23 protein-coding genes are annotated in these 26,661 nt (G+C 71.9%); 3 read left to right on the forward strand and 20 right to left on the reverse strand.

The window, feature by feature from the left end:
- Positions 1-11: 11 nt before the first annotated feature.
- From ACIBCT_RS28160 to ACIBCT_RS28195, 8 genes are all read right to left on the reverse strand, one after another.
- A complete protein-coding gene (locus tag ACIBCT_RS28160) occupies positions 12-665 on the reverse strand; it encodes an SDR family NAD(P)-dependent oxidoreductase (protein WP_399193562.1) in 654 nt (217 codons plus the stop codon).
- Entirely contained in the window at positions 662-2,737 is a 2,076-nt protein-coding gene (locus ACIBCT_RS28165; RefSeq protein WP_399193564.1) for a DUF6421 family protein, read from the reverse strand. The genes ACIBCT_RS28160 and ACIBCT_RS28165 overlap by 4 nt, the downstream gene beginning before the upstream one ends.
- Positions 2,738-3,073: 336 nt before the next feature.
- Positions 3,074-5,566 (reverse strand): Tat pathway signal sequence domain protein, encoded by a 2,493-nt coding sequence (locus ACIBCT_RS28170; protein WP_399193566.1) that lies wholly within the window; start codon positions 5,564-5,566, stop codon positions 3,074-3,076.
- The gene (locus ACIBCT_RS28175) at positions 5,563-6,480 is read right to left on the reverse strand and encodes a carbohydrate ABC transporter permease (protein ID WP_399193567.1); all 918 of its coding nucleotides are present in this window, start codon (positions 6,478-6,480) and stop codon (positions 5,563-5,565) included. Before ACIBCT_RS28175 ends, ACIBCT_RS28170 begins: the two co-directional genes overlap by 4 nt.
- 11 nt (positions 6,481-6,491) lie before the next feature.
- The gene (locus tag ACIBCT_RS28180) at positions 6,492-7,469 is read right to left on the reverse strand and encodes an ABC transporter permease (protein WP_399193568.1); all 978 of its coding nucleotides are present in this window, start codon (positions 7,467-7,469) and stop codon (positions 6,492-6,494) included.
- A 73-nt stretch (positions 7,470-7,542) separates the two neighbouring features.
- A complete protein-coding gene (locus ACIBCT_RS28185) occupies positions 7,543-9,090 on the reverse strand; it encodes an extracellular solute-binding protein (RefSeq protein ID WP_399193570.1) in 1,548 nt (515 codons plus the stop codon).
- A complete protein-coding gene (locus ACIBCT_RS28190; protein ID WP_399193572.1) occupies positions 9,090-9,665 on the reverse strand; it encodes a YesL family protein in 576 nt (191 codons plus the stop codon). Before ACIBCT_RS28190 ends, ACIBCT_RS28185 begins: the two co-directional genes overlap by 1 nt.
- A 600-nt stretch (positions 9,666-10,265) precedes the next feature.
- A complete protein-coding gene (locus ACIBCT_RS28195) occupies positions 10,266-10,556 on the reverse strand; it encodes a putative glycolipid-binding domain-containing protein (protein ID WP_399193642.1) in 291 nt (96 codons plus the stop codon).
- Positions 10,557-10,639: 83 nt separating this feature from the next.
- On the opposite strand from ACIBCT_RS28195, the gene ACIBCT_RS28200 reads away from it, so the two are divergent.
- Positions 10,640-11,362, forward strand: a complete 723-nt coding sequence (locus ACIBCT_RS28200) for an MBL fold metallo-hydrolase (RefSeq protein ID WP_399193574.1) — start codon at positions 10,640-10,642, stop codon at positions 11,360-11,362.
- Positions 11,363-11,371: 9 nt separating this feature from the next.
- Positions 11,372-12,331: a phosphotransferase family protein gene (locus ACIBCT_RS28205; RefSeq protein WP_399193576.1), complete on the forward strand. Its 960-nt coding sequence runs from the start codon at positions 11,372-11,374 to the stop codon at positions 12,329-12,331.
- Between the two features lie 87 nt (positions 12,332-12,418).
- Here ACIBCT_RS28205 and gdhA read toward each other — a convergent pair whose 3' ends face one another.
- The 10 genes from gdhA to ACIBCT_RS28255 form a co-directional block, all read right to left on the reverse strand.
- Complete coding sequence (gene gdhA, locus ACIBCT_RS28210; protein ID WP_399193578.1) at positions 12,419-13,762, reverse strand: NADP-specific glutamate dehydrogenase; 1,344 nt, start codon at positions 13,760-13,762, stop codon at positions 12,419-12,421.
- Between the two features lie 277 nt (positions 13,763-14,039).
- Positions 14,040-14,720: a response regulator gene (locus ACIBCT_RS28215; RefSeq protein ID WP_399193580.1), complete on the reverse strand. Its 681-nt coding sequence runs from the start codon at positions 14,718-14,720 to the stop codon at positions 14,040-14,042.
- Between the two features lie 255 nt (positions 14,721-14,975).
- A complete protein-coding gene (locus ACIBCT_RS28220; protein ID WP_399193582.1) occupies positions 14,976-16,514 on the reverse strand; it encodes a serine/threonine-protein kinase in 1,539 nt (512 codons plus the stop codon).
- A 5-nt stretch (positions 16,515-16,519) separates the two neighbouring features.
- Entirely contained in the window at positions 16,520-18,100 is a 1,581-nt protein-coding gene (locus tag ACIBCT_RS28225) for a hypothetical protein (RefSeq protein WP_399193584.1), read from the reverse strand.
- Between the two features lie 485 nt (positions 18,101-18,585).
- Positions 18,586-19,314 carry an adenosylcobinamide amidohydrolase gene (locus ACIBCT_RS28230; protein WP_399193586.1) on the reverse strand — a complete coding sequence of 243 codons (729 nt, stop codon included), beginning with the start codon at positions 19,312-19,314 and terminating at the stop codon, positions 18,586-18,588.
- A gap of 70 nt (positions 19,315-19,384) precedes the next feature.
- A complete protein-coding gene (locus ACIBCT_RS28235) occupies positions 19,385-20,158 on the reverse strand; it encodes an ABC transporter ATP-binding protein (protein WP_399193588.1) in 774 nt (257 codons plus the stop codon).
- Between the two features lie 139 nt (positions 20,159-20,297).
- Entirely contained in the window at positions 20,298-21,311 is a 1,014-nt protein-coding gene (locus ACIBCT_RS28240) for a FecCD family ABC transporter permease (protein WP_399193644.1), read from the reverse strand.
- A gap of 92 nt (positions 21,312-21,403) precedes the next feature.
- The gene (locus tag ACIBCT_RS28245) at positions 21,404-22,363 is read right to left on the reverse strand and encodes an ABC transporter substrate-binding protein (protein ID WP_399193590.1); all 960 of its coding nucleotides are present in this window, start codon (positions 22,361-22,363) and stop codon (positions 21,404-21,406) included.
- A 252-nt stretch (positions 22,364-22,615) separates the two neighbouring features.
- Positions 22,616-23,467, reverse strand: a complete 852-nt coding sequence (locus ACIBCT_RS28250; protein ID WP_399193592.1) for a Gfo/Idh/MocA family protein — start codon at positions 23,465-23,467, stop codon at positions 22,616-22,618.
- Positions 23,464-23,637, reverse strand: a complete 174-nt coding sequence (locus ACIBCT_RS28255; protein ID WP_399193594.1) for a hypothetical protein — start codon at positions 23,635-23,637, stop codon at positions 23,464-23,466. The genes ACIBCT_RS28250 and ACIBCT_RS28255 overlap by 4 nt, the downstream gene beginning before the upstream one ends.
- 72 nt (positions 23,638-23,709) lie before the next feature.
- Here ACIBCT_RS28255 and ACIBCT_RS28260 point away from each other — a divergent pair, with 72 nt between their 5' ends.
- Positions 23,710-24,630, forward strand: a complete 921-nt coding sequence (locus tag ACIBCT_RS28260) for a TIGR03621 family F420-dependent LLM class oxidoreductase (protein WP_399193596.1) — start codon at positions 23,710-23,712, stop codon at positions 24,628-24,630.
- 134 nt (positions 24,631-24,764) lie between these two features.
- On the opposite strand, the gene ACIBCT_RS28265 is transcribed toward ACIBCT_RS28260, so the two are convergent.
- The gene (locus ACIBCT_RS28265) at positions 24,765-25,418 is read right to left on the reverse strand and encodes a response regulator (protein WP_399193598.1); all 654 of its coding nucleotides are present in this window, start codon (positions 25,416-25,418) and stop codon (positions 24,765-24,767) included.
- Complete coding sequence (locus ACIBCT_RS28270; protein ID WP_399193600.1) at positions 25,415-26,569, reverse strand: sensor histidine kinase; 1,155 nt, start codon at positions 26,567-26,569, stop codon at positions 25,415-25,417. Before ACIBCT_RS28270 ends, ACIBCT_RS28265 begins: the two co-directional genes overlap by 4 nt.
- Positions 26,570-26,661 lie beyond the last annotated feature (92 nt).

The following is a 26,661-nucleotide window of genomic DNA, read 5'->3' on the forward strand; positions in this document are numbered from 1 at the left end:
CTCTCCTTCCCTCAGCCGGTGCCCGGCCCGGCGGTGAGGTCGATCCGGGTGCCGTTGGCGTCGGTCTCCCACAGCCGCTCGACCGCCTCGGCGAGGTCGTCGACGTCGGTGAATCCGGGGAAGGTCCGCTCCGGGCTCGCCTCGCGCATGCCCTCGTGCACGAGCGCCTTGACCACCAGGATGTTCGCGGTGGCGCCGGTGCCCTCCAGGGCGTCGGCGAAGGCCAGGGTCCACGCCTCGGAGGCGGCCTTGGCCGTGCCGTACGCCGCGTTGCCCTGGGTGGGCCGCTCGGCGGCCTTGGCCGAGACGATGGCGAACCGGCCGCGCTCGGCCGCCTTGAGCAGAGGTTCGAAGGCCAGCGTGACGTGCTGGAGGGTACGGATCAGCAGGTCGTGCAGGAGCGCCCAGTCCTCCAGGGACGTCTCGGCGAAGGTCTTCGACCCTCGCCAGCCGCCGACCAGGTGCACGATCCCGTCCACGTGGCCGTGCTCGGCCGCCACGTCCCGCGCCAGATCGGCGACGGCGTCGGCGTCGAGCAGGTCGACCGCGAGCAGGCCGTCGGCGCCGCTCTTGTCGACGCCGATCACCGTGTGACCCTGCCCGGTGAACCTGCGCGTGACGGCCCGGCCCGCGGGACCGCCCGCGCCGGTGACAAGGATGATCATGCTCGGATGCCCTTCGTGGAGTCGACGACATCGCCGAGCTTACGGCGCAGGGCCTCGTAGAACATGCTGAGGGGGAACTCGTCGGGCAGCACCGCGTCCACCGCGGTCTTCGGGAACCCCTCGGCGGGCAGCGCGGCCGCGCCACGCGCCCAGACCGAGGCCGGGTGCGGCTCGACGTAGGCGGCGACGAGCTGGTGGGCGGCCAGCCAGTGGGCGAGCTTGGAGCGGTCGATGCCGTCCCGGTAGAGCTTCTCCACCTCGGCCCGCAGGTCGGCGACGCCCCCGGCGAGCCGGTCCCAGTCGACGCTGAGGCGGTTGTCGGTCCACCGCACCACGTCGTTGCGGTGCAGGTACGCGAAGAGCAGCTGCCCGCCCAGGCCGTCGTAGTTGCGGACCCGGCCGCCGGTGATCGGGAAGCGGAACAGCCGGTCGAACAGGATCGCCAGCTGCACGTAGCGGGCGTGCGGCACGTTCTCGCGCTCCAGCCTCACGGCCTCGCCGAACGCGGTCAGGTCGCAGCGGAGCTCCTCCAGGGAGTACAGCCAGTACGGCATGCGCTGCTTGATCATGAACGGGTCGAACGGCAGGTCGCCGTGGCTGTGGGTGCGGTCGTGGATCAGGTCCCAGAGCACGAAGGTGTCCTGGGCCAGCTCCTGCGAGGCGATCAGCCTGGCCGCGTCCGGCGGCAGGTCCAGCTTGAGGGTGGCCGCGGCGGCACCGCTCACCGCGCGGAAGCGGGCGGCCTCGCGGTCGGCGAAGATCCCGCCCCAGGTGAAGCGGGCCGGGGTCTCACGGACGGCGACGGTCTCGGGGAAGAGCACCGCCGAGTTCGTGTCGTAGCCGGAGGTGAAGTCCTCGAAGGCGATCGGCACGAACATCGGGTTGTCGTAGCGGGTCCGCTCCAGCTCGGCCAGCCAGTCCGGCCAGATCGTGCGGATCCACACCGCCTCCAGGTGCCGGAACGTGGTGCCGTTCTGGGTGTACATGGGGAAGACCACCAGGTGCTCCAGGCCGTCGACCCGCTGGGTGTCGGGGTGGAACGCCTCCAGCGCGTCGAGGAAGTCGGGCACCCCGAGGCCCGCCTCGGCCCACTTGCGCAGGTCGGCGACCACCGCGGCCAGGTAGGCGGCGTCGTGCGGGAAGCGCGGCGCGAGCCGCTCGACGTGCCCGGCGATCTCGGCGACCAGGACGACGGCCCGCTCCCGGTCGCGTTCGACCGAGCCGTCCTTGGCCTGCAGCGGCCGGAGCGCCTCCACGGCCTCCTTCAGCGCCCGGAACTCGGCCCGGCCCGCCTGCCCGCCCCGCGACCGGCCCGCGGACGAGGGCGTCCGCGCGGCCCAGGTGATCAGGTTGCCCCAGAGGGCGGCGTGGTCGTGGTCGCCGAGCGAGTCGTCGCCGAACAGGTCGGAGTCGCCCAGGACCACGACCCGGCCCTGGCCGTGCCGCAGCGCCACCGCCAGCGGGCGTCCGGCCGGGGTCGCGGCCGGAGAGGTACGGAACAGCACGGTCGCGTCCTGGGGGGCGGTGAGCGTCCCGGCGCGGTAGAAGCAGGCGCGCCGGGCCCCGGCGAGCAGGTCCTGCCCGGCGGCGACCCCCTCCCCGGGGACGCCCATGACCCAGGAGGCCACGCCGTTGTGGGCGTTCCCGGGATCGTGGGCCAGGGTGTTCTCGACGCCCACCCCGAATCGCGCGAGCAGCTCGGTGAGGTTGCTGCCGTACTTCTCCTGCTCGTACTCGGCCATCACGACCAGCCCGCCGCCCGCGCGCACGTACTCCTCGACGGCGTCCAGCTCGTCGGCGGGCAGGACGGGGTCACCGCCGGTGGTGCGCTCCCAGCGTTCGGTGGAGGGGTGCGCGATCACGAGCACGTCCTGCCCGGCCAGCAGGTCCGGGGTCAGGGGACCGCCGGTGTGCGCGGCCACGGTGTGCCCCAGCGCGCGCAGCACCCCGGCGGCACGGACGTAGCCGCTGTCGTCGGGATGGCCAGGATTCATCGTCTCGGCCACGTCCCGCCGGATGGTCCACGACTCGCCGTGTGCCTCGTCGAACAGTACCCGCGGTAGCGCCGTCACGATAAATCCTCCTTCTCATCGAGCGTAATGCCGGAAAATATACACAGTACCGTCCTGTTTCAATAGTTCTGTGCTGGTTGGCGGGGTGGAGTGGCACGCCCGCGGACGGGGTCCGCGGCGGAGACCGCTTTCCCCACGGGCCCCGAACCCCCGGGGGCTCATGGGCTCCCGGGCCTTCTGGCGCTTGAGCCTTCTGGCTCTCGGGCCTTCGGGCTCTCGGGCTCTCGGGCTTTCGGGCTCCCGGGCTCCCGGGCTCCCGGAGCGATGAGTCCCCGGACCGGCGGGCCGATCAGCCGGGGGCACGGACCACACGAAGGTCCGCTCCCTGGCGGGTACCTACCTCCGAGGGATGAGTGCCAGGAGCTGGATCGCCGCCAGCGCGTACTGGGCGGCGTCGTTGGTGGAGACGTACGGAGCCTCGTCGACGGGCATGAGGACGCTCGCGTCCCGGACGTGGGTGAGCCGCCAGTCGCGCCGGGCCTGGAGGGGGTTGACGTTGAGCTGGTCGCCCTCGCCGACGTCGAAGGCGTGCCAGGCCACGTCGGCCAGACCCCGGTCCCCGGTACGGACGGCGGCGTAGGCGGCCAGGCGGCTGTGCGCCTGGATCAGCGAGACACCCCTGAGCTCCGGGTCGGTGAGATAGCGGCGGCAGTACTCCAGCCACGCCTCCTCGAAACCGGCCACCCCCAGGTCGAGGTCGATCAGTTCCGCGCAGACCTCCGGCAGCCCGAAGACGGCCGACAGGTGGGAGAGGCTGATCTCGTCCGTCATCCGGCGGAGACGGCCGTCACGCAGCTCCGCCTCCCCGGCCAGGAAGCCGTGCGGCAGGGTCGCCAGATCGGCCATCGTGCCCAGCAGCCTGTCGCGCGCGCCGGCGTCGCGGTGGCGCTCCCACCGGGTGAGCCACATCGCCGCGAGCGCGCCCCAGTCGGTGCCCAGGCCGATCCTCGGTTCGGGGACGGCGCGATACTTCCGCAGGGGGTCGAGTGCGGCGACCGCGTCCTCGGACAGTTCGTCCATGAGGTCGCCGGTGCGCTCGTCGGCGGTCAGGTAGTAGAACATGCGCCGGTAGATCGCGCTGGAGATGCGCAGCTGCTTGCAGGAGCAGCCCCAGTGCTGCACGTTGTGCCGGGAGCCCAGGCCCTTCCAGGGGCCCAGGTGGTAGACGTCCACCTCGCCGGTGTGGCGGGTCATCGCCTCGGCGAAGCGGAACACGTCGGCACGGCCGGTGCGCAGGAACTGGTACCACAGCCACAGGTCGGGTGACAGCTCGGAGTTGTCCCACGCGTAGCCGCCGACGTCGTAGCGCCAGGTGTGCCGGTCGGCGTCGTAGGTGTGCATGACGTCGCCGTAGTCCCAGAACCCGTACCAGCGGCGTTGCTCCTGCTGCGCGAGGTAGTGGTCGAAGAGGAAGTCCAGCCGCTCCTCGATCGGCCCGTCGCCGGAGCGCGGGGCCCACGTGCCGAAGACGCCCGCCTCCTTGATCCGCCCGGGGGAGGCGACCAGCAGCCCCGGGGTGAGACCGGCGGCGCGCTCGGCCAGCTCCTCGTTCGGCGGGGTGGCCTCGAACAGGCAGAGCGACAGTTCGTGGGTGCGGGCGATGCCGTACGGCGTGCCGTACCCGGGCTCGTGGTCCTCGTAGGTGATCTCCAGGCCCTCCAGCTGCTCCGTGTGGCTCTCCTGGCCCAGGCCGTCGTGCCAGAAGCGCAGGTCCATGGGCCGGGAGCCGGGAGAGTGGAGCCAGACGGTCGCGGTCGCCAGGCCGGTGGCGGCGCCGCGGACGTCGAGCCGGGTGGGATGGAGCTTCCAGAAGTCACGCAGGCCGAAGCCGAGACCGCCGCTGACACCGCCCACATAGCCGTACCCCTGGGAGCGGGTACCGGAGGGGATCGTCACCCAGCCGCGCCCCGGCCTGGTGCGCTTGCGCAGCAGGAAGCCGTCCGCGCTGTTCTGGTCGAGCGTGTAGTCGCTCCAGGTGGGAATCAGGTGCAGGTGGCCGGCCAGCGCCGACGGATCGGCCGCCCGCCCTTCGACCTGCGCCCGCCGCACGGCCGCGCCGGGGTCGCGGCGCAGGCCGGTCAGGCCGCGCACGGCCTCGGTCAGGAACCCGGTCAGGAACCCGGTCACCGATCCCGCCTCGCCGACCCCCCTGGACGGCCCCGCCAGCCGGACGTGCCGGTCGTGCGGCTCGTCGCGCATGATCACGTCGGCGCGCAGGCCGAGGCCGCGCAGGAAGTCGCGCTCCGGGTCACCGTCCCAGACGAAGCTGTGGACCAGGCGGACCTCGGGAGAGCCCGCGTAGAAGTACAGGCGCACGGTGAACGGCAACCGGCCGGCGTGCCCGCCCTCGACCCTGACCACCGCGCGGACCGGGCCGTCCTGCTCGACGGTGACCCGCTCGACGGTGGCGGTCACCTCGTCGTCGTGGACGCTGACCAGGCGGACGTTCCTGACGATCTCGCGGGAACCGTGCCGTCGCGAGCCCTCCGGCTCCGTGTACGAGATGGACTCGATGAGCCCGCCGCCGAGTCGCCAGGTGACCGGGCCCGAGCGGATCGTCCGGCCGGTCACGGTGACCGGATGCTCGGGCAGGGAGGTGACGGCCTGCGGGCAGAGCTCATAGGCGTCGGAGGGGTCGCTCTGCGGGCCGATGGCGTGGGCGGACCACTTGACCGAGCCGTCCGGCCAGGTGGCGGTGACCCAGCTCTGCACGGGAGTGCCGTCGCGCAGGGCGAAACCGGTCCCCGCGGCCACGGTGCCGCGCGGCCAGGGAACTCCCCAGGTGACCCCCTGCCTGCGTGGCCCGTCGAGCCAGCGTACTTCGGTCACTCCTTCACCGAACCGATCATGACGCCCTTGGCGAAGTGCTTCTGCAGGAACGGGTAGACCAGCAGGATCGGCAGGGTCGCGACGACCACGACGGCGAACTTGATGCCCTGCTCGGGGAAGAGCACCGAGTCGAAGGCCGAGACCGAACTCTCGGCGTCGACGCCGGTGAGCATCCGGACCAGTACCTGGAGCGTCCACTTCTCGTTGTCGTTGATGTAGAGCAGGGGCGACATGTAGTCGTTCCATATGCCGACCGCGTAGAAGAGCGAGAAGGTGGCGATGATCGGCTTGGACAGGGGCAGCACGATCCGCCAGAAGACCCCCAGCTCGTTGCAGCCGTCGATGCGGGCGGCCTCTTCGAGTGCCTCCGGCAGTTCCTGGAAGAAGCTCTTGACGATGATCAGGTAGAAGGGGTTGATCGCCAGAGGCAGGATCAGTGCCCAGTAGCTGTCGAGCATGCCGAGGTCCCGCACCACCAGGTAGGTGGGGATCATGCCGCCGCTGAACACGATGGTGAAGATGACCAGGTTCAGGATCAGGGTCCGGCCGGGAAGTGCCCGTTTGGACAGCGGGTAGGCCATGGTGAGCGTCAACATGACCTGTATCAGCGTGCCGACCGCCGTCACGCAGATGGTGGTGACCATCGCCCTGAGGAAGACGGGGGTGCTGAAGATGTAGTCGTAGGTGCCGGTGATGAAGGTGTCCGGCCACAGGAAGAACGGCCTGGTGGCGATCTCCGCCTCGGTGGCGAAGGACCCGGCCAGCACGTACATCAGCGGCAGGACGGTCACCAGCGCCAGGCCGACGAGGAACGCGATGTTGAACGCGTCGAAGAGCCGGCTGCCCCAGGAGCCGTGGTTGCTCACCGTGGCGGGGGTCTCCGCCGGCTTCTTCGCGGTCAGGTTGTGCGCCATGCACCCCTCCTTCAGAACAGGCCCCGCTGGCCGAGGCGCTTGGCCAGCCAGTTGCAGCCGAAGATGAGCACCAGTCCGGCGACGCCCTTGAACAGGCCGACCGCGGTGGCGTAGCTGTAGCCGCCCTGTGTGATGCCGACGTAGTAGACGAAGGTGTCGAAGACGTCGGCGACGTCCGCGTTGAGCGAGTTCCGCAGCAGCCAGAACTGCTCGAAGCTCTGGTCGAGCAGGTTTCCGGAGGTGAGGATGGCCATGATGACGATGGTGGGCCGGATGGCGGGCAGGGTGATGTGCCAGAACTGGCTCCAGCGCCCGGCGCCGTCCATGCGGGCGGCCTCGTACAGGTCGGGGTTGACCCCGGCCAGCGCGGCCAGGTAGATGATCGTGCCCCAGCCGGTGGTCTTCCAGACCGTCTGCAGCATGATGATCGGCCGGAACCACGCCTCCTGGGCGACGTAGTCGACCTTCTGCCCGCCCGTGACCGAATGGATCCATTCGGCGATCACGCCGTAGTCGACGGAGAAGAGCAGGTACGTCAGCGACGCGACGATGGTCCAGGCCAGGAAGTGCGGAATGTAGATGAGCGACTGGACCGCGCGTTTGAGCCAGCGCACCCGCAGTTCGTTGAGCAGGAGCGCGACGATGATCGGCGCCGGGAAGGCGATCAGGATCATCAGCAGCGCGATGATCATCGTGTTGCTCATCAGGCGGCCGAAGTCGGGCCCGGTGAACAGATCCTCGAAGTGCTTGAGCCCCACCCATTCGCTGCCTTCGACGCCGAGGAACGGCACGAAGTCCTTGAACGCGATGGACAGGCCGTACATCGGCCAGTACCTGAAGACGGCGAAGTAGACCAGGCCGGGCAGCAGCATGAGGAAGAGCCAGCGGTGGCGCCCGAACACGGACAGGCGTGAGAACAACCTGCCGCGTGGCCCTGCGGGCTCGTCGGTGGCCACCTTGGCGGGCACCGGTGCCAGGTCGGTGGCCATGGTGGCCTCCTTTCTCGCGTGCTCCGCGAGGGACCCGGTGGGGGTCCCTCGCGGAGCACGGCGTGTCAGGGCGTCAGCCCTTGTTGATCAGTTCCAGGAGCTCGGCCATGATCTGGGTGCCGCCGCTGTCGTACCAGCGCTTGATCTCGGCCTTGAACTGCTCCTCGGTGAGCTCACCCGCGAGGAACTTGATCCGCGCGTCGGTGGGGATCGGGTTCAGCGTGGCGCCCTTGTCCACCGCGGTCTTGGAGATGTAGGGCAGGGTCGGGTCGTGCTGCGCCGTCTGCAGGTCGAGTTCGGACAGGGTCTTCTTCTCCTCCTCGATGGCCTGCTCCTCGGGGGTGGCGCGCTTCCACGCGTACGCCTTGTCGCTCGAGAAGCCGACGCTGGCGCTGGTGCCGAGCTGGATGAAGGCCTTCTCGACGTCGTTGTTGATGGTCTGGACGGCGGGGTCCTGGTCGTTGATCTTGACCGCGTACTCGCCGTCGACCTTGAAGTTCTTTCCCTCGATGCCGTTGTTCAGGAGGGTCGCGCCTTCCTTGGAGGCCAGCTTGTCCATCATCGCGAGCACCTCGTCGAGCTGCGCCTCGGTCCTGACGGTCTGCTTGGAGATGGCGACGACGTCGTTGTAGCCGGTGAAGGGCAGCGAGAACTTCTGGCCGTCGGGGCGCTTGAGGTTGCCCGCCATCGCGACCTTGGTCTGGTAGTCGCTCGTGTCCGCCTGCTTGAACAGCTGGAACAGCTCGTCGGCGCGGACGTTGACGTCGATGATGATGCCGCCCTTGCCCTGGACGAACGGGTCGTTCCACTTGACGGTGTCGAGCGTGGCCCAGTCGGGGTTGGTCAGGCCCTCGTCGATGAACCTCTTGATGTACTTCTGCGCCTCCCAGAACTCGGGAGCGTCGAACTCCGGCACCAGCTTTCCGTCGCGCACCGCGTGGCCGTTCGGGGCGCCGAACCAGACGTCGATCGCGTTGTACGGGCTGGAGGCGCTGAAGGTGGGAGCCGGCCACTTCGGCAGGATCAGGCCGTAGGTGTCCTTCTTGCCGTTGCCGTCGGGGTCCTTCTCGGTGAAGGCCTTGGCGATCTCGTAGAGGTCGTCGGTGGTCTCCGGCTCCTTCAGGTCCAGCTTGTCCAGCCAGTCCTTGCGCAGCAGGATCGCCGAGCGAAGCAGCGGACGGATCCGGTAGACGCCGTAGTTCTTGCCGTTGGTGGAGGCGTTGGCCAGGATCCGGGGGTCCTGGGGCAGGTTCGGGTATTTCTTGATCTTGTCCGTGAGATCCCAGAAGGCCCCGGCCTCGGCCGCCTTGGCGAACGCGGCGTCCTTGGGGTTGACGACCAGGAGGTCGGGCAGCTTGTCCGAGGCCAGGGTGACATTGGTCTTCGAGGGGTAGTCCGCGTTCGGCACCCAGGTGATGTTGAGCTTCTTGCCGGCGAGCTTCTCCACGGCCTTGTGCATCTCGCCGTTGGGGTCCGGTGCGGTACCGAAGAGCTTGACCATGAGGTTCAGCCCGTCGGGCGCGGCCTGGCCCCCTTCGTTCTCGCTGCCGCACGCGGCCGTGCCGAGCAGAGTTGTTAGCGCAAACACGCCGGCCAGCAGCCGGCGGGGGGTGGTGTTCATCAGTTGCCTTTCGCGAGCAGGAGCGCCTCGTTCTCGGCGAAGAAGCGCAAGGCCAGCCAGGTGTTCAGCTGGATCCAGCCGCCCACGGCGAGCGTGGGAAGCAGGAGGGGCAGGAGTGACACCGCGTAGGCCGTCACCACCAGGGCGAACAGCAGCACGATCGAGGACGCGGGCCGGGCGAGCGCGAACAGCGACGCCTTGGGGAGATAGTCGCGTGGCCGCAGGTCGAAATGGACGTACATGGGGAGCAGGTACGCCGCGATCATCGCCAGGAGCAGCAGGGCGACCAGGGAGGCCGCGCCGTACAGGGTCGTGGTGGACAGTACGGCCGCCGCCAGGAGAATCGGAAGTACCAGTAGCGAGCCCCGCGCGAACTCCCGCCGGTAGGCGGTGGCGAACGCGCGCAGGGGCGGGAAACCCTCGCCCATCGCGTGTCTGCGGGCGAGGGTGTAGGCGGCCACCGTCGCCGGGCCGATGCCCAGCACGACGCCGCCGGCCAGGGTGAACAGCAGCCACAGCGCGTTGAGGCGGATGGCCCACCACACCTCGTCGAAGGCCGGGTAGAGGCGCATCATGGCGAGGTCACCTTCGGATCGGCGTACTCGCCGATCGGCGGAGCCGTCCGGCGAAAGCCGACCTTCCCGCCGGGCGGCGGGTCCGGCCCCTGGGCGACGAGGTGGAAGCCGTGGCTCCTGCGCGGGTCGCAGGTGTGCGAAAGGTGATCCTGTCGGCGGCCACCGCGTCCACCTCGGCACCGCAGCCGAACCGGTCCGTCTCCCGGTGCGGGCGGAGCGTCAGGTCGACGGTCTTCGGTACGACGGGCGTGATCCAGGCTCGTTCCGGCCATCGCTCGGGGTTCCGGGCGCCGCCGTAGACGATCACATGTTCTCCTGGCTGTTGTCAGCTCTCTGCGTTAGGGGGGATTAAAACGTTCTTCTTCTGGCGGCACAAGACCCCATTTCAGGAAACGGTGTTCAGGGACCCTCACCCCGATGTGCGGGCACCCTGGGCGCCGGATCATGGAGATCCGGAGACCAGGGGGTTCTGCATGGTCACGAAGGCTTCCTCGGCCGCGTTCACAGCCGACGCGGTCGCTTTGGTACCCGTCGGACCCGACCCGGACGTACGCGCCGGTGGCCGAGGACCTGAGCTCCGCCGCTTCGCTCACCGGCCTTTCACAGCTCGCGTACGGCGATTCCGGGATAGTCGAGCACGAGGCCGGACTCGTCGTAGGCCAGGCGGCACGCGAAGCCGAAGGCGGGCGAGGCGTAGTCGTAGCACCGGCGGGAGCCCTCGTCGGCGACGCGGAGGTAGTCCTGCTCCAGCCGCTCGACGGCGAGGTCGGCGGCGCGCACGTAGGCGGCCGGGGCCTTCGCAGCGGCCCCGGGCCCGAGACCCGGCCGGTGCACGGGAAAGGCGTTGGTCATCACCGAGGACTCCAGGCCGACGTCCAGGCAACCGTCCAGATGCGGCGCCGGTCCCGCCCGTCGCGCTCCGCCCTGCGTGAACGGCGTGGCCGCTCTCGCCCGGCCGCCCCTACGCTCGCGGCATGGAGATCGTCCGTCTGCTGCCCGAGCTTCACCAGCTGCGCTTCGAGGTCGGCCACGCCTACCTGTGGGCCGACCCCGGGGCGCTGACGTTGATCGACACCGGCGTGGTCGGCTCCGGGCCCGCGATCGCCGAGGCGGTCCGGAGCCTGGGCCGCGATCCCGGTGAGCTCCGCACCGTGGTGCTGACCCACTTCCACGAGGACCACACCGGCTCGGCCGCCGAGGTCTCCGGCTGGGGGGACGTCACGGTGATGGCGCACCGCCTCGAGGCCCCGATCGTCCGCGGGGAGGTCCCCGGGCCGCCGCCCGTCTTCACCGACGCCCCGGACTGGGAGCGCGACCTGTACGAGAACATGGCGAAGCCGCCCCCGGCGCCGCCCTCGCGGGTGGACCGCGAGCTGGAGGACGGGGACGTGATCGACTTCGGCGGCGGTGCGCGGGTGGTCCTCGCGGACGGCCACACCGACGGCAGCGTCGCCGTGTACCTGCCGGGCCGTCGCGTCCTGTTCACCGGCGACGCCGTCGCGAGCATGGACGGCACCCCGATCCTGGGCGTGTTCAACCTCGACCGTCCCCGCGCCGTCGAGACCTTCCGCAGGCTCGCAGCCCTGGACGCGGACACGGTCTGCTTCGGCCACGGGGACCCGCTCACCGGCGGGCCGGGCGAGGCGTCGGACGCCCTGCGCGCCGCGGCCGGCCGGCTTCCGGCCCGCGGTCGGTAGGGTCGCGGGATGGAGGAGAGCCGGATCGCAGACCACGACCGTCCCGCGCAGGCCCGCGAGGCCGGGACCCACGAGACGCCGCCCGGCGCGGGAGAGGCCGGTGAGGCACGGATCCGGGAGGCCGTGGCCGCGCGGCTGCCCGGCTACCGGGTCGGCACCGTCACCCCCCTGGGCCAGGGCCAGGACAACACCGCGTACGAGGTCAACGGGGAGCTGATCGTGCGCTTCGCCCGCGAGCCCGATCCGGCGCGCCGGGCCGCGCTGGTGGAGCGCGAGGCCCGGCTCCTGGCCGTGGTCGCGGCCGTCTCCCCGCTGCCCGTTCCCGAGCCGCGGTTCACGGTGCCCGAGCAGGGCTGCATGGCCTACCCCACGCTCGCGGGCGTGCCGATGCTCGGCCTGCCCGCCCCGCAGCGGGCGACGTACGCCGGGCCGGTGGCCACCGCGCTCGGCGGGCTGCTGGCTGCCCTGCACGCCGTCCCGGCCGAGCGGGTGGACGGCCTGGTGGAGGCGGACGGCACGGCGCCGTCGGAGTGGCTGGAGGAGGCCGCGGAGATCTACCCTGCGGTCGCCGGGGAGATCCCGGCCGCCTGCCACGACGCGGTACGGGCGTTCCTGGACGCCCCTCCCCCGGACGGCGGGTACCGGCCGGTCCTCTCCCACAACGACCTGGGCATCGAGCACGTCCTCGTCGACTCCGGCGACGGATCGGTGACCGGCGTCATCGACTGGAGCGACGCCGCGCTCGTCGATCCGGCCTACGACTTCGGCCTGCTGTACCGCGACCTCGGCCCCGGCGCGCTGGAGGCCGCCCTGCGGGCCTACGGCCCCTTGGGCACCTCACTGCACGAGCGCGCCGTCTTCTACGGCAGGTGCCGCGTGTTCGAGGACCTGGCGTACGGGATCGAGACGGGCCGGGACCTCTACGTCGCCAAGTGCCTCGTCGCGACGGAGTGGCTCTTCCCCGGGTAGGCGGCGCTCTCCCGGAGCGGCACGGCGACCGGCGCGGGAGGGGAGCGTGCCGATGACCGTCGCCTTCGACGGTCATCGGCGGGCGGTTCAGATCAGGCCGAGGGAGAGCATCGCGTCGGCGACGTCCTTGAAGCCGGCGATGTTGGCACCGGCCACGTAGTTGCCCGGCATGCCGTACTCGTCGGCGGTGCGCAGGCAGCGACCGTGGATTTCCTTCATGATCTCGTGGAGGCGCCCCTCGGAGAACTCGAAGGTCCACGAGTCGCGGCTGGCGTTCTGCTGCATCTCCAGCGCGCTGGTGGCCACGCCGCCCGCGTTGGCGGCCTTGCCGGGGCCGAAGGCGACACCCGCCTCCTGGAAGATCCGTACGCCCTCAGGCGTGGTGGGCATGTTGGCGCCCTCACCGATCGCGACGCACCCGCCGCGCACCAGGGACTCGGCGTCCCTGCCGGTGATCTCGTTCTGGGTGGCCGACGGCATCGCCACCTCGCACGGCACCTCCCACACGCTCCGCCCCTCCACGAAGGACACGTTGCCGCCGCGACGCCTGGCGTAGGCGTCCATCCGGAGGCGCTCGACCTGCTTGACCTGCTTGAGCAGGTCGAGGTCGACGCCCTTCTCGTCGACGACGTACCCCGAGGAGTCGGAGCAGGCGATCACGGTGCCGCCGAGCTGCTGCACCTTCTCGATCGCGTAGACGGCGACGTTGCCCGAGCCGGAGACGACGACGCGCTTGCCCTCGAAGGAGGTGCCGCGCGCCTTCAGCATCTCGTCGACGAAGAACGCGCAGCCGTACCCGGTCGCCTCGGTGCGGACCTGGGCACCGCCGTAGCCGATCCCCTTGCCGGTGATCACGCCGGACTCGTACCGGTTGGTGATGCGCTTGTACTGGCCGAACAGGTAGCCGACCTCGCGCTGGCCGACACCGATGTCCCCGGCGGGGACGTCGGTGTACTCGCCGATGTGCCGGTAGAGCTCGGTCATGAAGCTCTGGCAGAAGCGCATCACCTCACGCTGGGAGCGGCCCTTGGGGTCGAAGTCCGAGCCGCCCTTGCCCCCGCCGATCGGCAGGCCGGTCAGGCTGTTCTTGAATATCTGCTCGAAGCCGAGGAACTTGACGATGCCCAGGTAGACCGAGGGGTGGAAGCGCAGCCCGCCCTTGTAGGGCCCGAGCGCGCTGTTGAACTCGACCCTGAAGCCACGGTTGATGTGCACCTCGCCCTGGTCGTCCTCCCAGGGCACCCGGAAGATGATCTGCCGTTCCGGCTCGCAGATCCGCTCGATGATCTTGGATTCGGCGTACTCGGGGTGCTTGCCGAGGACCGGCCCGATGCTCTCCAGCACCTCGCGGACGGCTTGGTGGAACTCGATCTCACCGGGGTTGCGGCGCAGGACGCTGTCGTAGATCGAGTCCAGTCTTTCGTGCAACATCACTCGTCTTTCCGGTCGTCGGTTCACGCACTCGTGGCTCCAGACCCTATGAGGCGCGCATCTCACACCTTCACCCGGGCCACAGTGAGATCTTCTTACCCCGCCAGAGGGACCCCGGATCAGTCCCGCGGCGGACGACCCGGCGCGGGGACCTCCCCTACCGTCCTGGATGGCAGGCCCTCGCGGCCCCGCGCAGACAGGGAGGGCCCCGTGTTCACCGACCCCATCCGGCTCCCCGGGCACCTCCGGTCCCGGCGCGTCGTCCCCGGCGTGCCACCTACCCGACCGACTCGACCGACCCGACCGAGCTGCCCGGCCGGACCACGCCCGACTCGTACGCGAACACCACCGCCTGAGCCCGGTCGCGCAGGTGGAGCTTCATCAGCACCCGCGCCACGTGGGTCTTGACCGTGGCCTCGCCGACGAAGAGCTCGGCGGCGATCTCGGCGTTGGTCAGGCCGCGGGCCAGCGAGCGCAGCACCTCCAGCTCGCGCGGGGTGAGCTCGGCGAGCTGCGGCGGAGGCGCGGGGTCGTGCCGGCCGGCGAAGGAGGCGATGACGCGGGTGGTGACGGCCGGGTCCAGCAGGGCGTCGCCCGCGACGACCACGCGGATCGCCTCCACCAGTTGCTCGGGCGGCGACACCTTGAGCAGGAACCCGCTGGTCCCGGCGCGCAGCGCGGCGTAGAGGTTCTCGTCGGTGTCGAAGGTGGTCAGCATGACCACCTTGGGCGGGTCCTGCTGGCCCAGCAGTTCCCTGGCGGCGGTGAGGCCGTCCATGCGGGGCATCGAGATGTCCATCAGCACGATGTCCGGCCTGGTCCTGCGGGCCACGGCGAGCGCCTCGATCCCGTCGGGGGCCTCGCCCACCACCTCCAGGCCGGGCTCGCTCTCCACGACCAGCTTCAGACCGGCGCGGACCATCGCCTGGTCGTCGGCGATGACGACGCGGATGTTCACTTCTTCTCCTTGGCCGACGACTGGGCACCTCGTTCCCGGGACGCGCGGTCAACGACCCGTACGGCCGTGCGCGGGCGCCGGACGGGAGGGGAGAACCCCCATGCGGGGAGACTAAAGCCTGGTGGCCGTCTTGCCCATAGGACAAAACACCCGGACAAGCCGGTCACAAGTGGGACGCAAGTCGCCCTCTCGAAATACCAGGAAAGGGACACGCCGGACGAGCCCGGAAGGCCGGGAGAGACGCGCCGGGCGGCCTCAGAAGGCCGGGAAGGAGACGCTGCGCACGAACCGGTTGGCGGTCGCGTCGTCACAGGTGCCGGACGCGCAGAAATAGATCAGCAGTGCCGCCTCGTCCGGCCGGTCGACCACCCAGCCGGTGAAGTCGAGCCGGCCTCCGCGCTGCGGGTCGGCGATCGTCCCCTGCAGCCGTGAGGCCGTCTTGCCGCCCACGCTCACCTGGACGACCTGGGAGAAGACGCTGACGGTGCCCGGGAGCGAGGACTGCAGGGTCTCCTGCAGCCGCTCGGCGCCGCTGCGCGGGTCGAGGGTGTCGAGTGTCTGCGCGTACAGGCCGGTGGCCTCCTGGGGGGCGGCCTTGATGATCTCGTTCGCGGCGGCCCAGTCCGCGGTGACGGGCGTGGCGAACAGCGCCCGGAACCGGTCGGACCGGGGTGAGGCCATCACGAACACGTCCGCGTGCGGCTCCAGGGTCCAGTCGTCGGGATGCTGGAACGCCACCGGCACCGCGGACGAGCCCCGGTACTGCGCCCAGGCGTCGCCGCCGCGCAGGAACGACGCGAGCAGCGCCACCAGCACGACGATCGCGGTGATCGCCACGCTCGCGCCGATCAGGATGCCCTTGCGGCCGGAGGCTCCGGTGCCGGGGCCGCGTCCCGGAGCGGTCGGCGCCGGCGCGGGGGGCGCCTGGGTGAGCCGGTACGGCTGGTCGGCGCCGCTGATCGCGTCACGCAGCTCCGCGACGAACCGGCCGCAGGTCTCGTAGCGCTGCTCGGGGGACTTGGCCAGGGCCCGCGTCATGACCTCGTCCACCTGGGGCGGCAGCTCGGGGCGGAGCGTGGTGAGCGGCGTGGGGGTCTCGGCGAGGTGCGCCCACAGCAGGGCGATCTCGTTGTCACGCTGGAAGGGCAGCCGTCCGGACAGGGCCTCGTAGACCACGCAGGCCAGTCCGTACTGGTCGCAGCGGCCGTCGATGTGCTCCTTGTTGATCTGCTCGGGCGACATGTAGCGGGGGGTGCCGATGAACTGGTTGGTCTGGGTCAGCCCGGAGATCGAGGTGCGGTGCTTGGTGATGCCGAAGTCGGTGAGGTAGGCGTGGTCGCCCTCGGTGTGCGCGGCGATCAGGATGTTGGCGGGCTTGACGTCGCGGTGCACCAGGTCGTGGGCGTGCGCGGTGTCGAGCGCGGCGGCCACCTGGGCGAAGATCCGGTTGACCTGGCCGACCGGCATCGGCCCGCGGTCGTAGAAGAGCTTGCGCAGGTCGGGGCCGTCGACGTAGCGCATGGCGATGTAGAGGGTGCCGTCGTCGGCGCTGTCGGCCTCGTAGACCGGGATGATGTTGGGGTGGTCGATGCTGGCGACCGTGCGCGACTCCAGCACGAAGCGCTGGCGGAACCTCTCGTCCTCGCCGAGCAGCGGGTTGAGGATCTTCAGCGCCACCCGGCGGTTGAGCCTGGGGTCGATGGCGAGGTAGACCACGGCCATGCCGCCCTTGCCGATGATGTCCTCGATCTGGTAGCCGGCCACTTCCCGGCCGATCAGTGCCCTGTCGTTCACCGGCGTCACGTCTTGGTCGGCTGGCCGCAGTAGCCGCAGAAGCTGTGGGCCGGGCCCAGTCGCATCCCGCAGCCGGTGCAGTACTTCTGCTGCACCGTGGCGTCGGCCGGTTTGACGTCGGGACCGGTCTGGGCGCCGGGGTCGCGCGCCACCAGCACCGGCCCGGGAGCGGTCGAGGAGAGTTTGGGCAGGGCCGGGAAGGAGCGGCTGACCACCCTGGTGGAGTCGGCCTGGTCGTCGAGGACCTGCCGGGGCGGGACGGACGGCGGATCGAGCAGGGGAGGACGGGTGTCGGCGGCCGTGCCGGGCCCGGTCGCGGGTCCGGTGTCGGGCCCGGTGTCGGCGGGTCTGCGGCGCCAGAGCAGGAAGGCGGTGGTCAGCACGGCCAGCACCAGCAGGCCGCCACCGGCGACGAACGGCCACAGGGGCGCGCCCCGGGGCGTGTCGGTGGAGGTGGCCGCCGTGCGGGTCGCCTGGTCCTCGGCGGTGCCGCGCTTGGCCTGGGAGGTCTTCAGGTGGGCGGCGGCCACGGTGTGGCCGGGGTAGAGGTCCAGCACCCGCTGGAAGGCGGGGACGGCGTCGCCGTAGTAGTGGGTGTGGAAGCGGGTCAGCGCCTGCTCGAAGGCGGCGTCGATGGGCCCGCGCCCGGGGGTGACGTTCGCCTCGGCCAGGGCCTTGGTGACCTCCCGGATGCCGATCATGCGGGCCTCGGTGCCGCCGCCGACGAGCAGGCCGACGACCTCGCCCTTCTTGTCCTCGATGACCGGGCCGCCGAGCAGCCCCTTGTCGATGAGGGCGCCCAGTTTCCTGGGCTCGTCGACCTTGTTCTCCGGGTCCTTGAACTGCCGGCCGCCCTCACCGGCGCCTCCTGCCCGCAGGTGGGCGATGTCGACGGTCTCGGGCAGGTTCGCGGCGGGCCGTCCGGTGAACCCGGCGACCGCCACCGGCGAGCCCTCCTTGGAGGGCACCGTGGCGGCGAGCGGGGCGGTGGGCAGGCCCGCGCTGCCGTCGGCGCGCCCGACGGGCGAGAGCACCGCGGGGCTGTCGGGCGTGTCACCGGCGCGGACGATCTCGGCCTTGAAGCCCTTCTCGTCGGCCGGGGAGATGTTGGGGAAGACCGTGATCTCGGTGGTGACGTCGACGATGCAGGTGGCGGTGGACCGCTTGGGCGGGTAGCACTCCTGCAGGTGGTGGTCGAGCCTGTCGTCCTTGAGCCTGTGCCGCTCGAAGTCCGCGGGGATCTTGACCTTGTGGTGCTCGGCGAAGATCTTGTTGGCGGCGTGGATGCGCACGTCACGATCGGTCGTGACCACCCGGGTGAGCGTGACGATGCCGCCCTCGGGGTTGACCACGGTGCCGGTGCCGCTGCCGATGGGCACCCTGTAGGAACGCTCCACGTGAACCAGCTCGCCGATGTGGTCGAGCAGCGTGATGTCGACGTTCGCGGTGGCCTCGATCCGGACCACCGCCGGGGTCACCAGGTCGGTGATCCCGCTGGGATGCTCGTGGGCCAGCGCGGGGGCCGTCCCGGCGATCGCCAGACAGAGCCCTCCGACCATCGCCAGCGTCGAACCTGACCGCCGCATCTCCGCTCCCTACCGGGCATGAAACAAGGGTCGTCAATCGGGATGAACATGTGGACCGCCCGGAGGCGGGTTGCCTGTCGTCGTTCTCGCCCCGGCCCGCCGGGAGTCACGGGACGGTCATCCCTTTACGGCCTTCACCATCCTGTTCACGGCCTTTCACCAACCCGCGCCCCATCGCGGGCGGTTACGCAAAGTCTAATCCTCGTGGGCCCCGTGGGCGACAACGGACGGATACCGGAATCCGGCCGAAAGCCCGGTCGCGCCGGGCCTTCCGGCTCCCTCATAGGACGTTGATTTATATTTCTCCAATAGCAGACAAAAGAGACATGAATGCATATATCCAGCTATAGGTGCGGCTCAATACCACGATCACCCCGGACGGTACGGCGACGCGGAGCGGTCCGGTCGTCGGATACGGCGGCGAGCCGGGCGACAGGACGGCCCCGCGTCTAGGGGGCCGCGACCCGGAAGCCGAAAGACCGCGTTCACCGGGAGGCGGACCCGTTCGACCACAGGTGGGCGCCTTCGCGGACGGCGGTGTGGACGGCCCGGGCGATGCGGGCGCCCCAGGTCGAGCGCGGGCCGCCGAACGGTTCCTGCGGGCCGTGCTCGGGGACGGCCACGCAGACGGCGTCGGAGGCGGTGCCGGTGCCGGAGAAACCGGCCTCCAGCAGCGCCTGGGTCTTGGCCTCGGTCACCGTCATGACCGCGTTGACCAGGGCCGCGTCGCTCATCGCGACCGGTACGGCCACGATGATGTTGACCGTGCCCGGCAGGCGTACCGGGACCGGGCCGGGGCCGGGGCCGGGGCCGGGAAGGAGCATCGGGGTCGGCGCGGGCTCATGCAGGAGCATCGGGGCCAGTTCGGGGTCGGGCACGCCCTCGGGGGCGGCGGCCCAGGTGGGGACGCGCAGGCCGACGGTCGCCACGGCCTCCACTCCCCCGTCGGCCGCCCGGGTGAACCGGTCGACCGACGCCGCGGTGAGCATGCCGACGCCGGGTCCGGCCGGGGCCAGCTCCAGCAGGTGCTCCACCGGGTCCATCCGGGCGTACCCGGCGATGACCTGCGCGTTGAGCGCCCAGGCGGCCGGACCGATGCCGCCACCGAGCACGGCCGAGGAGATCGCCCGCCACCCGGGGCCGAACTCCCACAGCAGGCAGGCCAGCCGGGCGCCGTCCTCGTGGCGGTGGCTCAGGAGCGGCGCCGCTCTCACGGGCGCTCCAGGTGGCCCAGAATCGCGGCTTTCACGGGCGGCTCCAGGTGACCCAGGATCGGCGTGGCTCTCACGGGCGCTCCAGGTGGACCTCGGGCCTGCCGGCCGTGCCGGTCCCGACGCGGACGCGGGCCTCGAAGTGCTCGGCGATCAGCTCCTCGGTCAGCACCTCGGCGGGAGCACCGGAGGCGGCCACCCGGCCGGCCGAGAGCAGCATCATCGCGTCAGCGTACTGGCCGGCGAGGCTCAGGTCGTGCAGGGTCGTGACGACGGTCAGCCCGTCGGCCAGCCGCAGGCGGTCCACCAGCTCCAGCACCTGCTGCTGGTGTCCCAGGTCCAGGGCCGTGGTGGGCTCGTCGAGCAGCAGCACCGGGGCCTGCTGGGCCAGCGCCCTGGCGAGCACGACGCGCTGGCGCTCGCCACCGGACAGCCGGCCGAGCGGGCGGGAGGCCAGCCCCGACAGGTCCAGCCGCTCCAGCACCGACGCGGTCACCTCCCGGTCGCGCCGCCCCTCGCGTCCCAGGTAGGGGATGTACGGGGTGCGGCCGAGCAGGGCGTAGTCGAACACGGTCATGTCGACCGGCAGCGCCGGGGTCTGCGGGGCGTAGGCGAGCAGCCGGGCGCGGTCCCTGTGCCGCAGGCTGCGGACGGGGGCGTCGTCGATGAGCACGTCGCCGCCGTACGGCAGCACCCCGGCCAGGGCGCGCAGCAGCGTGGACTTGCCCGCTCCGTTGGCCCCGATGACGGCCAGCCAGCCGCCGTCGCGGACGTCGAGGCCGACCTCGGAGAGCACGGGCCGCCCGTCCAGCACGACCGCCAGGTCCCGTACCGTCAGGCGGCTCATCGCGTCCCCGCCCGGCACGTCGTCCGAAGCGACGTCCGGTGCGTCGTCCGACGCGTAGTCCGACAAGGCGTCCGACAAGGCGTCCGACAAGGCGTCCGACAAGGCGTCCGACGAGGCGTCCGGTGCGGCGCGGAAGGTGTCACGTCTCCATCCTCCGGGTCATCCTCAGCACGGCCACGAAGAACGGCGCGCCGACGAAGGCGGTCACCACGCCGATGGGCAGCTCGGCCGGGGCGAGCACGGTCCGGGCGAGCAGGTCGGCCAGGACCAGGAAGGCGGCCCCGCCGATCAGCGAGATCGGCAGCACGATCCGGTACGACGTCCCGGTCAGGCGGCGGACCGCGTGCGGCACCACGATGCCGACGAAGCCGATCAGCCCGCTGACCGCCACGGCCGCGGCGGTGGCCAGGGAGGCCGCGAGCAGCACGATGAACCGGACGCGGGTGGCGTTCAGGCCCAGGGTGACGGCCTCGTCGTCACCGACCGAGAGCACGTCGAGCAGCCTGCCGTGCAGCAGCATGATCAGCACCGAGATCGCGGCGTACGGGGCGACCAGCGTGATCTGTCCCCAGCCGCCGCCGAGGTCGCCGAGGATCCAGGCGTAGATGCGCTGGAGCTCCTCGACCCGCAGCTGCTGCAGGAACGTCTGGACGGCGGTGAGGAAGGAGGTGACCGCCACCCCGGCGAGGACCAGGGTGGCGGTGCCGCCGCCCCGGCCCGCCACGCTGCCCAGCCCGTAGGCGAGCAGCACGCCGCCGACGGCCCCGGCGAAGGCGGCCAGGGGGATGCCGACGGCCATGTCGTCGCCCCGGCTGAAGACGATCGCCGCGGTGGTCGTCAGCCCGGCGCCCGCCGCTGCTCCGAGCAGGTAGGGGTCGGCCAGCGGGTTGCGGAAGACGCCCTGGTAACCGGCCCCGGCGATGGCCAGCAGGCCGCCGACGAGCGCGGCGAGCACGATCCGCGGCAGCCGGATCTCCGACAGCAGGCCCAGCTCGACCGGGGCGAGTCCCGAGTCGGCCGAGACCAGCGGCAGCCAGTCGAGAAGCTGGAGCAGCACGCTGCGCGGCGCGATGTCCGCCGCGCCGGCCAGCAGCCCGGCGAACATGCTCGCCAGGAGCAGACCGGCGGCGGCGAGCGTGACCGCCGGGCTCAGCCGGGCCGCCTGCCTCGCCCGCACCCCGGCCTGACGGTCCGCGTCCGCGCCGTGGATCCCGGGGGAAGGGAAGAGATCGGTCACTTAGCGGCTCACCGGCCGGCCGAGGCCTTCTGGACGGCGTCGCCGACCTGCCTGGCCAGGTCCACGACGCGCGGCCCCCAGCGGGAGGCGACGTCGTCGTCGAGCGGGACGACCCGGTCGTTCTCGATCGCCGACAGCTTGGACCAGCCCGGCCGCTTGGCGAGGGTGTCCTTGGACTGGCCGCAGCACTTGGTGTCGGCCAGGAAGATCAGGTCGGGGTCGGCCTGGGCCACGAACTCGGCCGAGAGCTTGGGGTAGCCTCCGGCCGCCTCGGGGGCCTTGTCGGCGATGTTGGTCAGGCCGAAGAGCCCGTAGATCTGGCCGATGAAGGTGGAGGAGGTGGCCGCGTAGGGGGTGACGTCCAGCTCGTGGTAGTAGGTGAGCTTCGTGTCCTTGGGCGCGGCTGCGGCGATCTCGTCGAGCTGCTTGCGCATCCCGGCGACGAGCTCGGCGGCCCGGTCCACGTTGCCGGTGGCGGCGCCGAGGTCGGTGATCTGGTCGTAGGCCTCGTCGAGCTCGGTGGCGGCGGGCTCCAGCAGTACGGGGACGCCGACCTTGCCCAGTGCGGCCACCAGGCTGTCGGTGTCGTTGGAGATCACCACCAGGTCGGGCTTCTTGGCGACGATGGCCTCGACGTTCGGCTTGAAGCTCGACAGGTCGCTCTTGGGGGCGTCGGCGGGGTGGTTGGACTGGTCGTCCACGGCGATCACCTGCGGGCCCGCGCCGATGGCGAACAGGCCCTCGGTGGCGGTGGGCGAGAGCGAGACGATCCGCTCGGGCCTGCGCGCCACGGCGACGGCGCCGTTGCCCGCCTGGACGGTGACGGGGAAACCCGCCGCCGAGGGGGTGGAGGCCGCGGAGGCGGAGGTGGTCGCGGCCGGGGAGGCTGCGGGAGAGCTCTGGCCGCACCCGGCCAGGGTCAGTGCGGCGAGCAGGGCACCGGCGAGGGCGCTGCGTACGGGCCTCACACGAGGTCCTTTCAGTTGCCGGAACCGAGAGACCCGGGAAGGACGGGTCACCCTTTTCCACGAGGGTCGACGACGTCGACGCGGCGGAGGCGACCTGGCTCGACCCCCGGAAGGGCCATGACAGTTGCGGGACAGCGCCGGGCTCACACCGGACTTCGCTCAGCTACGCGTCGGACGAACGCTATCAATCCCCTCGGAGGGCCGGGTGTCCCGGTGTGCCGGTACCGTGCCCTCCCGCGTCCCGGCCGGGTCTCAGCCGAGCTGCTCCTCGGCGGCGGCGATGATCTCCTGCAGGCGCAGGCCGTGCGCGGCGTCCAGGGGGTGCCCGCCGCGCCGTACGGTCAGCGCGAACTCGGCGAGCATCAGCGAGAAGACGTCGGAGCCGAGCCGGGTGTCGTCGAGGGACTCGCGGCCCAGCCGGCCGTAGATCTCCACCTGGGAGGGCGGGACCTCGCCCGGAACGCTCATGCACAGAGACGCCTCGCTGACCGCGCCGGTCTCGTGCTCCAGCAGCAGCCCGACCCAGCCCAGCGGGTTGCCGTGCGCGCGGACCCCGACGACCCTGCCGAGCGCCGCGTCCAGCATGTCGATCATGTGCGGGCCCACGTCGAGGATCGCGCCGCGCTCCAGGCGCCAGGACGTGGCGAAGTCCCCGCCGAGCATCGCCCCGGAGACGTTGGCCGCCCGCCCGCCGAACGGTTCGAGCGCCGAGACCCTCGCCAGGAACGCGCGGGTGGCGGGTGAGTAGCGCCAGGTGAGGACCATCTGCGAGGGCACGCCCGCCTCGGCGACCGCCTCGGCCAGCCTGCGGGCCCCGGCCAGGTCGGCGGCGAGCGGTTTCTCCAGCAGCAGCGCCTTGCCCGCCCTGGCCGCGAGCACGCCGAGCTCGGCCTGGACCGCGGGCGGGACGGAGAACGCCACCGCCTCGCAGTTGTCGAAGAGCTCCTCGATGCGTTCGAACACCGGGGCCCCGAACCTGGCCGCGGCCTCGGGACGGCGGGCCCAGACACCCGCCAGACGCGTGTTCGGACCGGCCGCGAGCATCGGCGCGTGCACCATCTCGGCCCATGGCCCGGCGCCCACCAGACCCACAGATAACGTCACCGATCCAGTTTCGCACGCTCCCATGCCCTGATCGCGTGCTCGGGTCGGTGTGCCGTGGTCCCGCCGCCGAGCACCTCCTCGTTCGGGTCGCGGAAGCGCCGTTCCGTCGCGCCGACGTCGAAGTTCCCGGCGGCCCCGACCTGGCCGGGGCCCTCCTGACCGGAGATCACGCGCCGGGCTTCCCGGCCCGCGACCCCCCGCCTATGCTTATCAGGCGCTTGGCCGAAATAAGGGGGCGTCCGATGGACCGTCCGTTCCGGTTCGCCGCCGTGATCCGGGAGGCCGTCTCGGCCAGGGACTGGGCCGAGAAGGCCCGCCGCCTGGAGGACTCGGGCTTCGACGTGCTGCTCGTCCCCGATCATCTGGTCGGCCCCCGTTTCGCGCCGGTCGCGGCCATGACCGCGGCGGCCTGCGCCACCGGGCGCCTGCGGGTCGGCACCCTGGTCCTCGCCGACGACCTCCGCCGTCCGGAGGTGCTCGCCGAACAGGCCGCCACCGTCGACCTCCTCTCGGAGGGCCGCCTGGAACTGGGCCTGGGCACCGGCTGGACGGCCGCCGACTACGCCTCGGCCGGGCTGGCGTTCGAGCCGCCCGGGGTCCGGGTGGACCGGCTGGCCGAGGCCGTCGCCGTGCTCAAGGGCCTGTGGGCGGAGGGGCCCTTCACCTTCCACGGCGAGCACTACCGGATCACCGGGCCGGAACGGAGCCCCAGGCCGTGGAGCCGCCCCCACCCGCGGCTGCTGCTCGGCGGCGGCGACCCGCGCCTGCTCGGGCTCGCCGCCCGCGAGGCCGACGTGGTCGACATCGGCACGCGGGTACGCGCCGACGGCACCGGCACCGGCACCGACGGCGCGGACGGCGGGCGTGCCGCCTTCCTGGCCGGGATCGACGTCGTACGACGGGCGGCCGGGGACCGCTACGACCGGATCGAGCTGGGCACCGGCGTCCACCGGGTCGGCGCCCGCAGGCGCGAGGGGTCATGGAGCGCCGCGGGCTCCTTTCACCGGGACGAGACCCCGCGGGTGCTGCTCGGCACCCGTCACGACATCGCCGACACGCTCCGCCACTGGCGCGACGCCCACGACGTGTCCTACTTCGTGCTCCACCACGAGCGCGACCTGGACGCCTTCACCCCGGTCGTCCAGGAACTCGCCGGCCGCTGACCCGCCCCGCTCCTCCCCCGCCCCGCCGGCCACCGGCCCCGCCGCGCCCCACCACGCCGCGCCCCGTCCCATCTCGTCTCATCCCGCCTCGCCGGTCACCGGCCCCGCCGCGCCTCATCCCGCCGCGCCCCGCCTCACCCCGTCTCGCCGGCCCGGACCAGGCCCTGCTCGTACGCGAAGACCACCGCCGCCACCCGGTCGCGGAGCCCGGCCTTGGTCAGCACCCTGGACAGGTGCGTCTTCACCGTGGCCTCGGACAGGTGCAGGACCTCGGCGATCTCCGCGTTCGAGCGGCCCCGCCCGACGTGCTCCAGCACCTCCCGCTCGCGCGCGGTGAGGCGCTCCAGGGCCGTCCCCCCGCCGGGCGGCACGCTCAGGAAACGCTCGATCAGCCGCCGCGTCACCGCCGGGGCGAGCAGCGCCTGCCCGGCGGCGACGGTCCGGACGGCCTCGGCGATCTGGCCGGGCGGGGCGTCCTTGAGCAGGAAGCCGCCCGCGCCCGCGCGCAGCGCCTCGTACACGTACTGGTCGAGGTCGAAGGTGGTCAGCACCAGCACCGCCGGGCCACCCGGTTCGGCACGGACGCGCCGCGTGGCCTCGATGCCGTCCATCCTGGGCATCCGGACGTCCATCAGCACCACGTCCGGCCGCAGCAGCCGCGCCTGGGCCACCGCCTCGGCACCGTCCCCGGCCGTCCCGGCCACCTCGATGTCGGGCTGGACCCCGAGCATGGCCGACAGTCCCGACCGCGCCAGCGCGTGGTCGTCGGCGATCAGGACCCGGATCATCCCGGCTCCACGGGCAGCCGGAGGCGCACACCGTACCCGCCGCCCTCGGCGGGCCCCGCGTGCAGCACCCCGCCGTACAGGCGGGCCCGCTCGCGCATGCCGACCAGGCCGTGCCCGGAGGTGGACGGCCGCGACGGCGGCGGGCCGGCCCCGGGGGCGTTGACCACCTCCAGGCCGAGTTCGGCGCCGCCGTAGGTCACCCGTACCTCGGTGTCGGCCGCCCCGGCGTGCCGGCGGACGTTGGTGAGCGCCTCCTGGACGATCCGGTAGGCGGTGAGCTCCAGCCCCGCGGGCAGTGCCCTCCGGTCGCCCCGCTCGACCAACCGCACCGGCAGCCCGGTGGAGCGAACCTGTTCCACCAGCTCGGGCAGCCGGTCCAGGGTGGGCTGCGGTGCCAGCGCCTCGTCCTCCTCGTTGCGCAGCGCCTCCAGCACGTGACGCATCTCCACCAGCGCCTCGCGGGCGGTGCGCGCCACCGCGTCCATGTGGTCGCGTGCCCGCTCCGGGTCGAGTCCGCCGACCTCGTACGCGGCCCCGGCGTTCAGCGCGATGATGGACAGGGAGTGCGCGACCACGTCGTGCAGCTCGCGCGCGATCCTGAGCCGCTCGACGGCGACCGCCTCCCGGGCGCGTTCGCGCGTGCGCTCCTCGGCCTCGCGCACCTGGGCCTCCCGGCGCTGCAGCAGCCACCCGGCCGTCCACGCGCCGGTCACGAAGAACACCATGATCAGGGCCGACCCGACGTCCGGCTCGTCCTCGCCGTAGTACCGCAGGGCCAGGGCGGTGGCCATGCTGCCGGTCGTGACGGCCCACGCCGCGGCCGCCAGGAGCAGGGACGGCACGTGCAGCCCCACGGAGAAGACCGCCACCAGGAGCGAGGGGAAGGGCGCGACGGTGGCCGGCGGCACCTCGGCGACGGCCCCCCACAGCAGCAGCACGGACGCGATGACCACCAGCACCGGCAGCGGCGCGTACCGACGGGCCACCAGCGGCACCGTCCCCGTCAGGGCGAACGCGGCCTCGATCCAGAACGGGTCCGGGCCGGGCGGCAGCACCTCGGCGACGCCCCAGACGGCCAGCACCGCGGCCAGCGCCACGTCCGGGCCGGGCGGGCGCCGAGGCACCCGGGCCAGTCGCGCGAGAGGGTCCACGCACAGACCGTATCGCCCGGCGACGGCCCGGACGTCAGCCCCGCGGGGTAGGCGGGTCGGCCCGGGGTCGTAGGCGGTCACGCCTCCCGGTG

Origin of the sequence: Streptosporangium sp. NPDC050855, from assembly GCF_044456585.1 — a bacterium.
In the GTDB taxonomy this organism is placed as follows: Bacteria; Actinomycetota; Actinomycetes; order Streptosporangiales; family Streptosporangiaceae; genus Streptosporangium; species Streptosporangium longisporum.

What these genes read in the sequence shown, in the direction of transcription:
- ACIBCT_RS28160 (WP_399193562.1), bottom strand. Translation starts at nt 665, where the DNA reads ATGATCATCCTTGTCACCGGCGCGGGCGGTCCCGCGGGCCGGGCCGTC.
- ACIBCT_RS28175 (WP_399193567.1), bottom strand. Translation starts at nt 6,480, where the DNA reads ATGGCGCACAACCTGACCGCGAAGAAGCCGGCGGAGACCCCCGCCACG.
- ACIBCT_RS28180 (WP_399193568.1), bottom strand. Translation starts at nt 7,469, where the DNA reads ATGGCCACCGACCTGGCACCGGTGCCCGCCAAGGTGGCCACCGACGAG.
- ACIBCT_RS28185 (WP_399193570.1), bottom strand. Translation starts at nt 9,090, where the DNA reads ATGAACACCACCCCCCGCCGGCTGCTGGCCGGCGTGTTTGCGCTAACA.
- ACIBCT_RS28190 (WP_399193572.1), bottom strand. Translation starts at nt 9,665, where the DNA reads ATGATGCGCCTCTACCCGGCCTTCGACGAGGTGTGGTGGGCCATCCGC.
- ACIBCT_RS28200 (WP_399193574.1), top strand. Translation starts at nt 10,640, where the DNA reads ATGGAGATCGTCCGTCTGCTGCCCGAGCTTCACCAGCTGCGCTTCGAG.
- ACIBCT_RS28205 (WP_399193576.1), top strand. Translation starts at nt 11,372, where the DNA reads ATGGAGGAGAGCCGGATCGCAGACCACGACCGTCCCGCGCAGGCCCGC.
- gdhA (WP_399193578.1), bottom strand. Translation starts at nt 13,762, where the DNA reads ATGTTGCACGAAAGACTGGACTCGATCTACGACAGCGTCCTGCGCCGC.
- ACIBCT_RS28225 (WP_399193584.1), bottom strand. Translation starts at nt 18,100, where the DNA reads ATGCGGCGGTCAGGTTCGACGCTGGCGATGGTCGGAGGGCTCTGTCTG.
- ACIBCT_RS28235 (WP_399193588.1), bottom strand. Translation starts at nt 20,158, where the DNA reads ATGAGCCGCCTGACGGTACGGGACCTGGCGGTCGTGCTGGACGGGCGG.
- ACIBCT_RS28260 (WP_399193596.1), top strand. Translation starts at nt 23,710, where the DNA reads ATGGACCGTCCGTTCCGGTTCGCCGCCGTGATCCGGGAGGCCGTCTCG.
- ACIBCT_RS28265 (WP_399193598.1), bottom strand. Translation starts at nt 25,418, where the DNA reads ATGATCCGGGTCCTGATCGCCGACGACCACGCGCTGGCGCGGTCGGGA.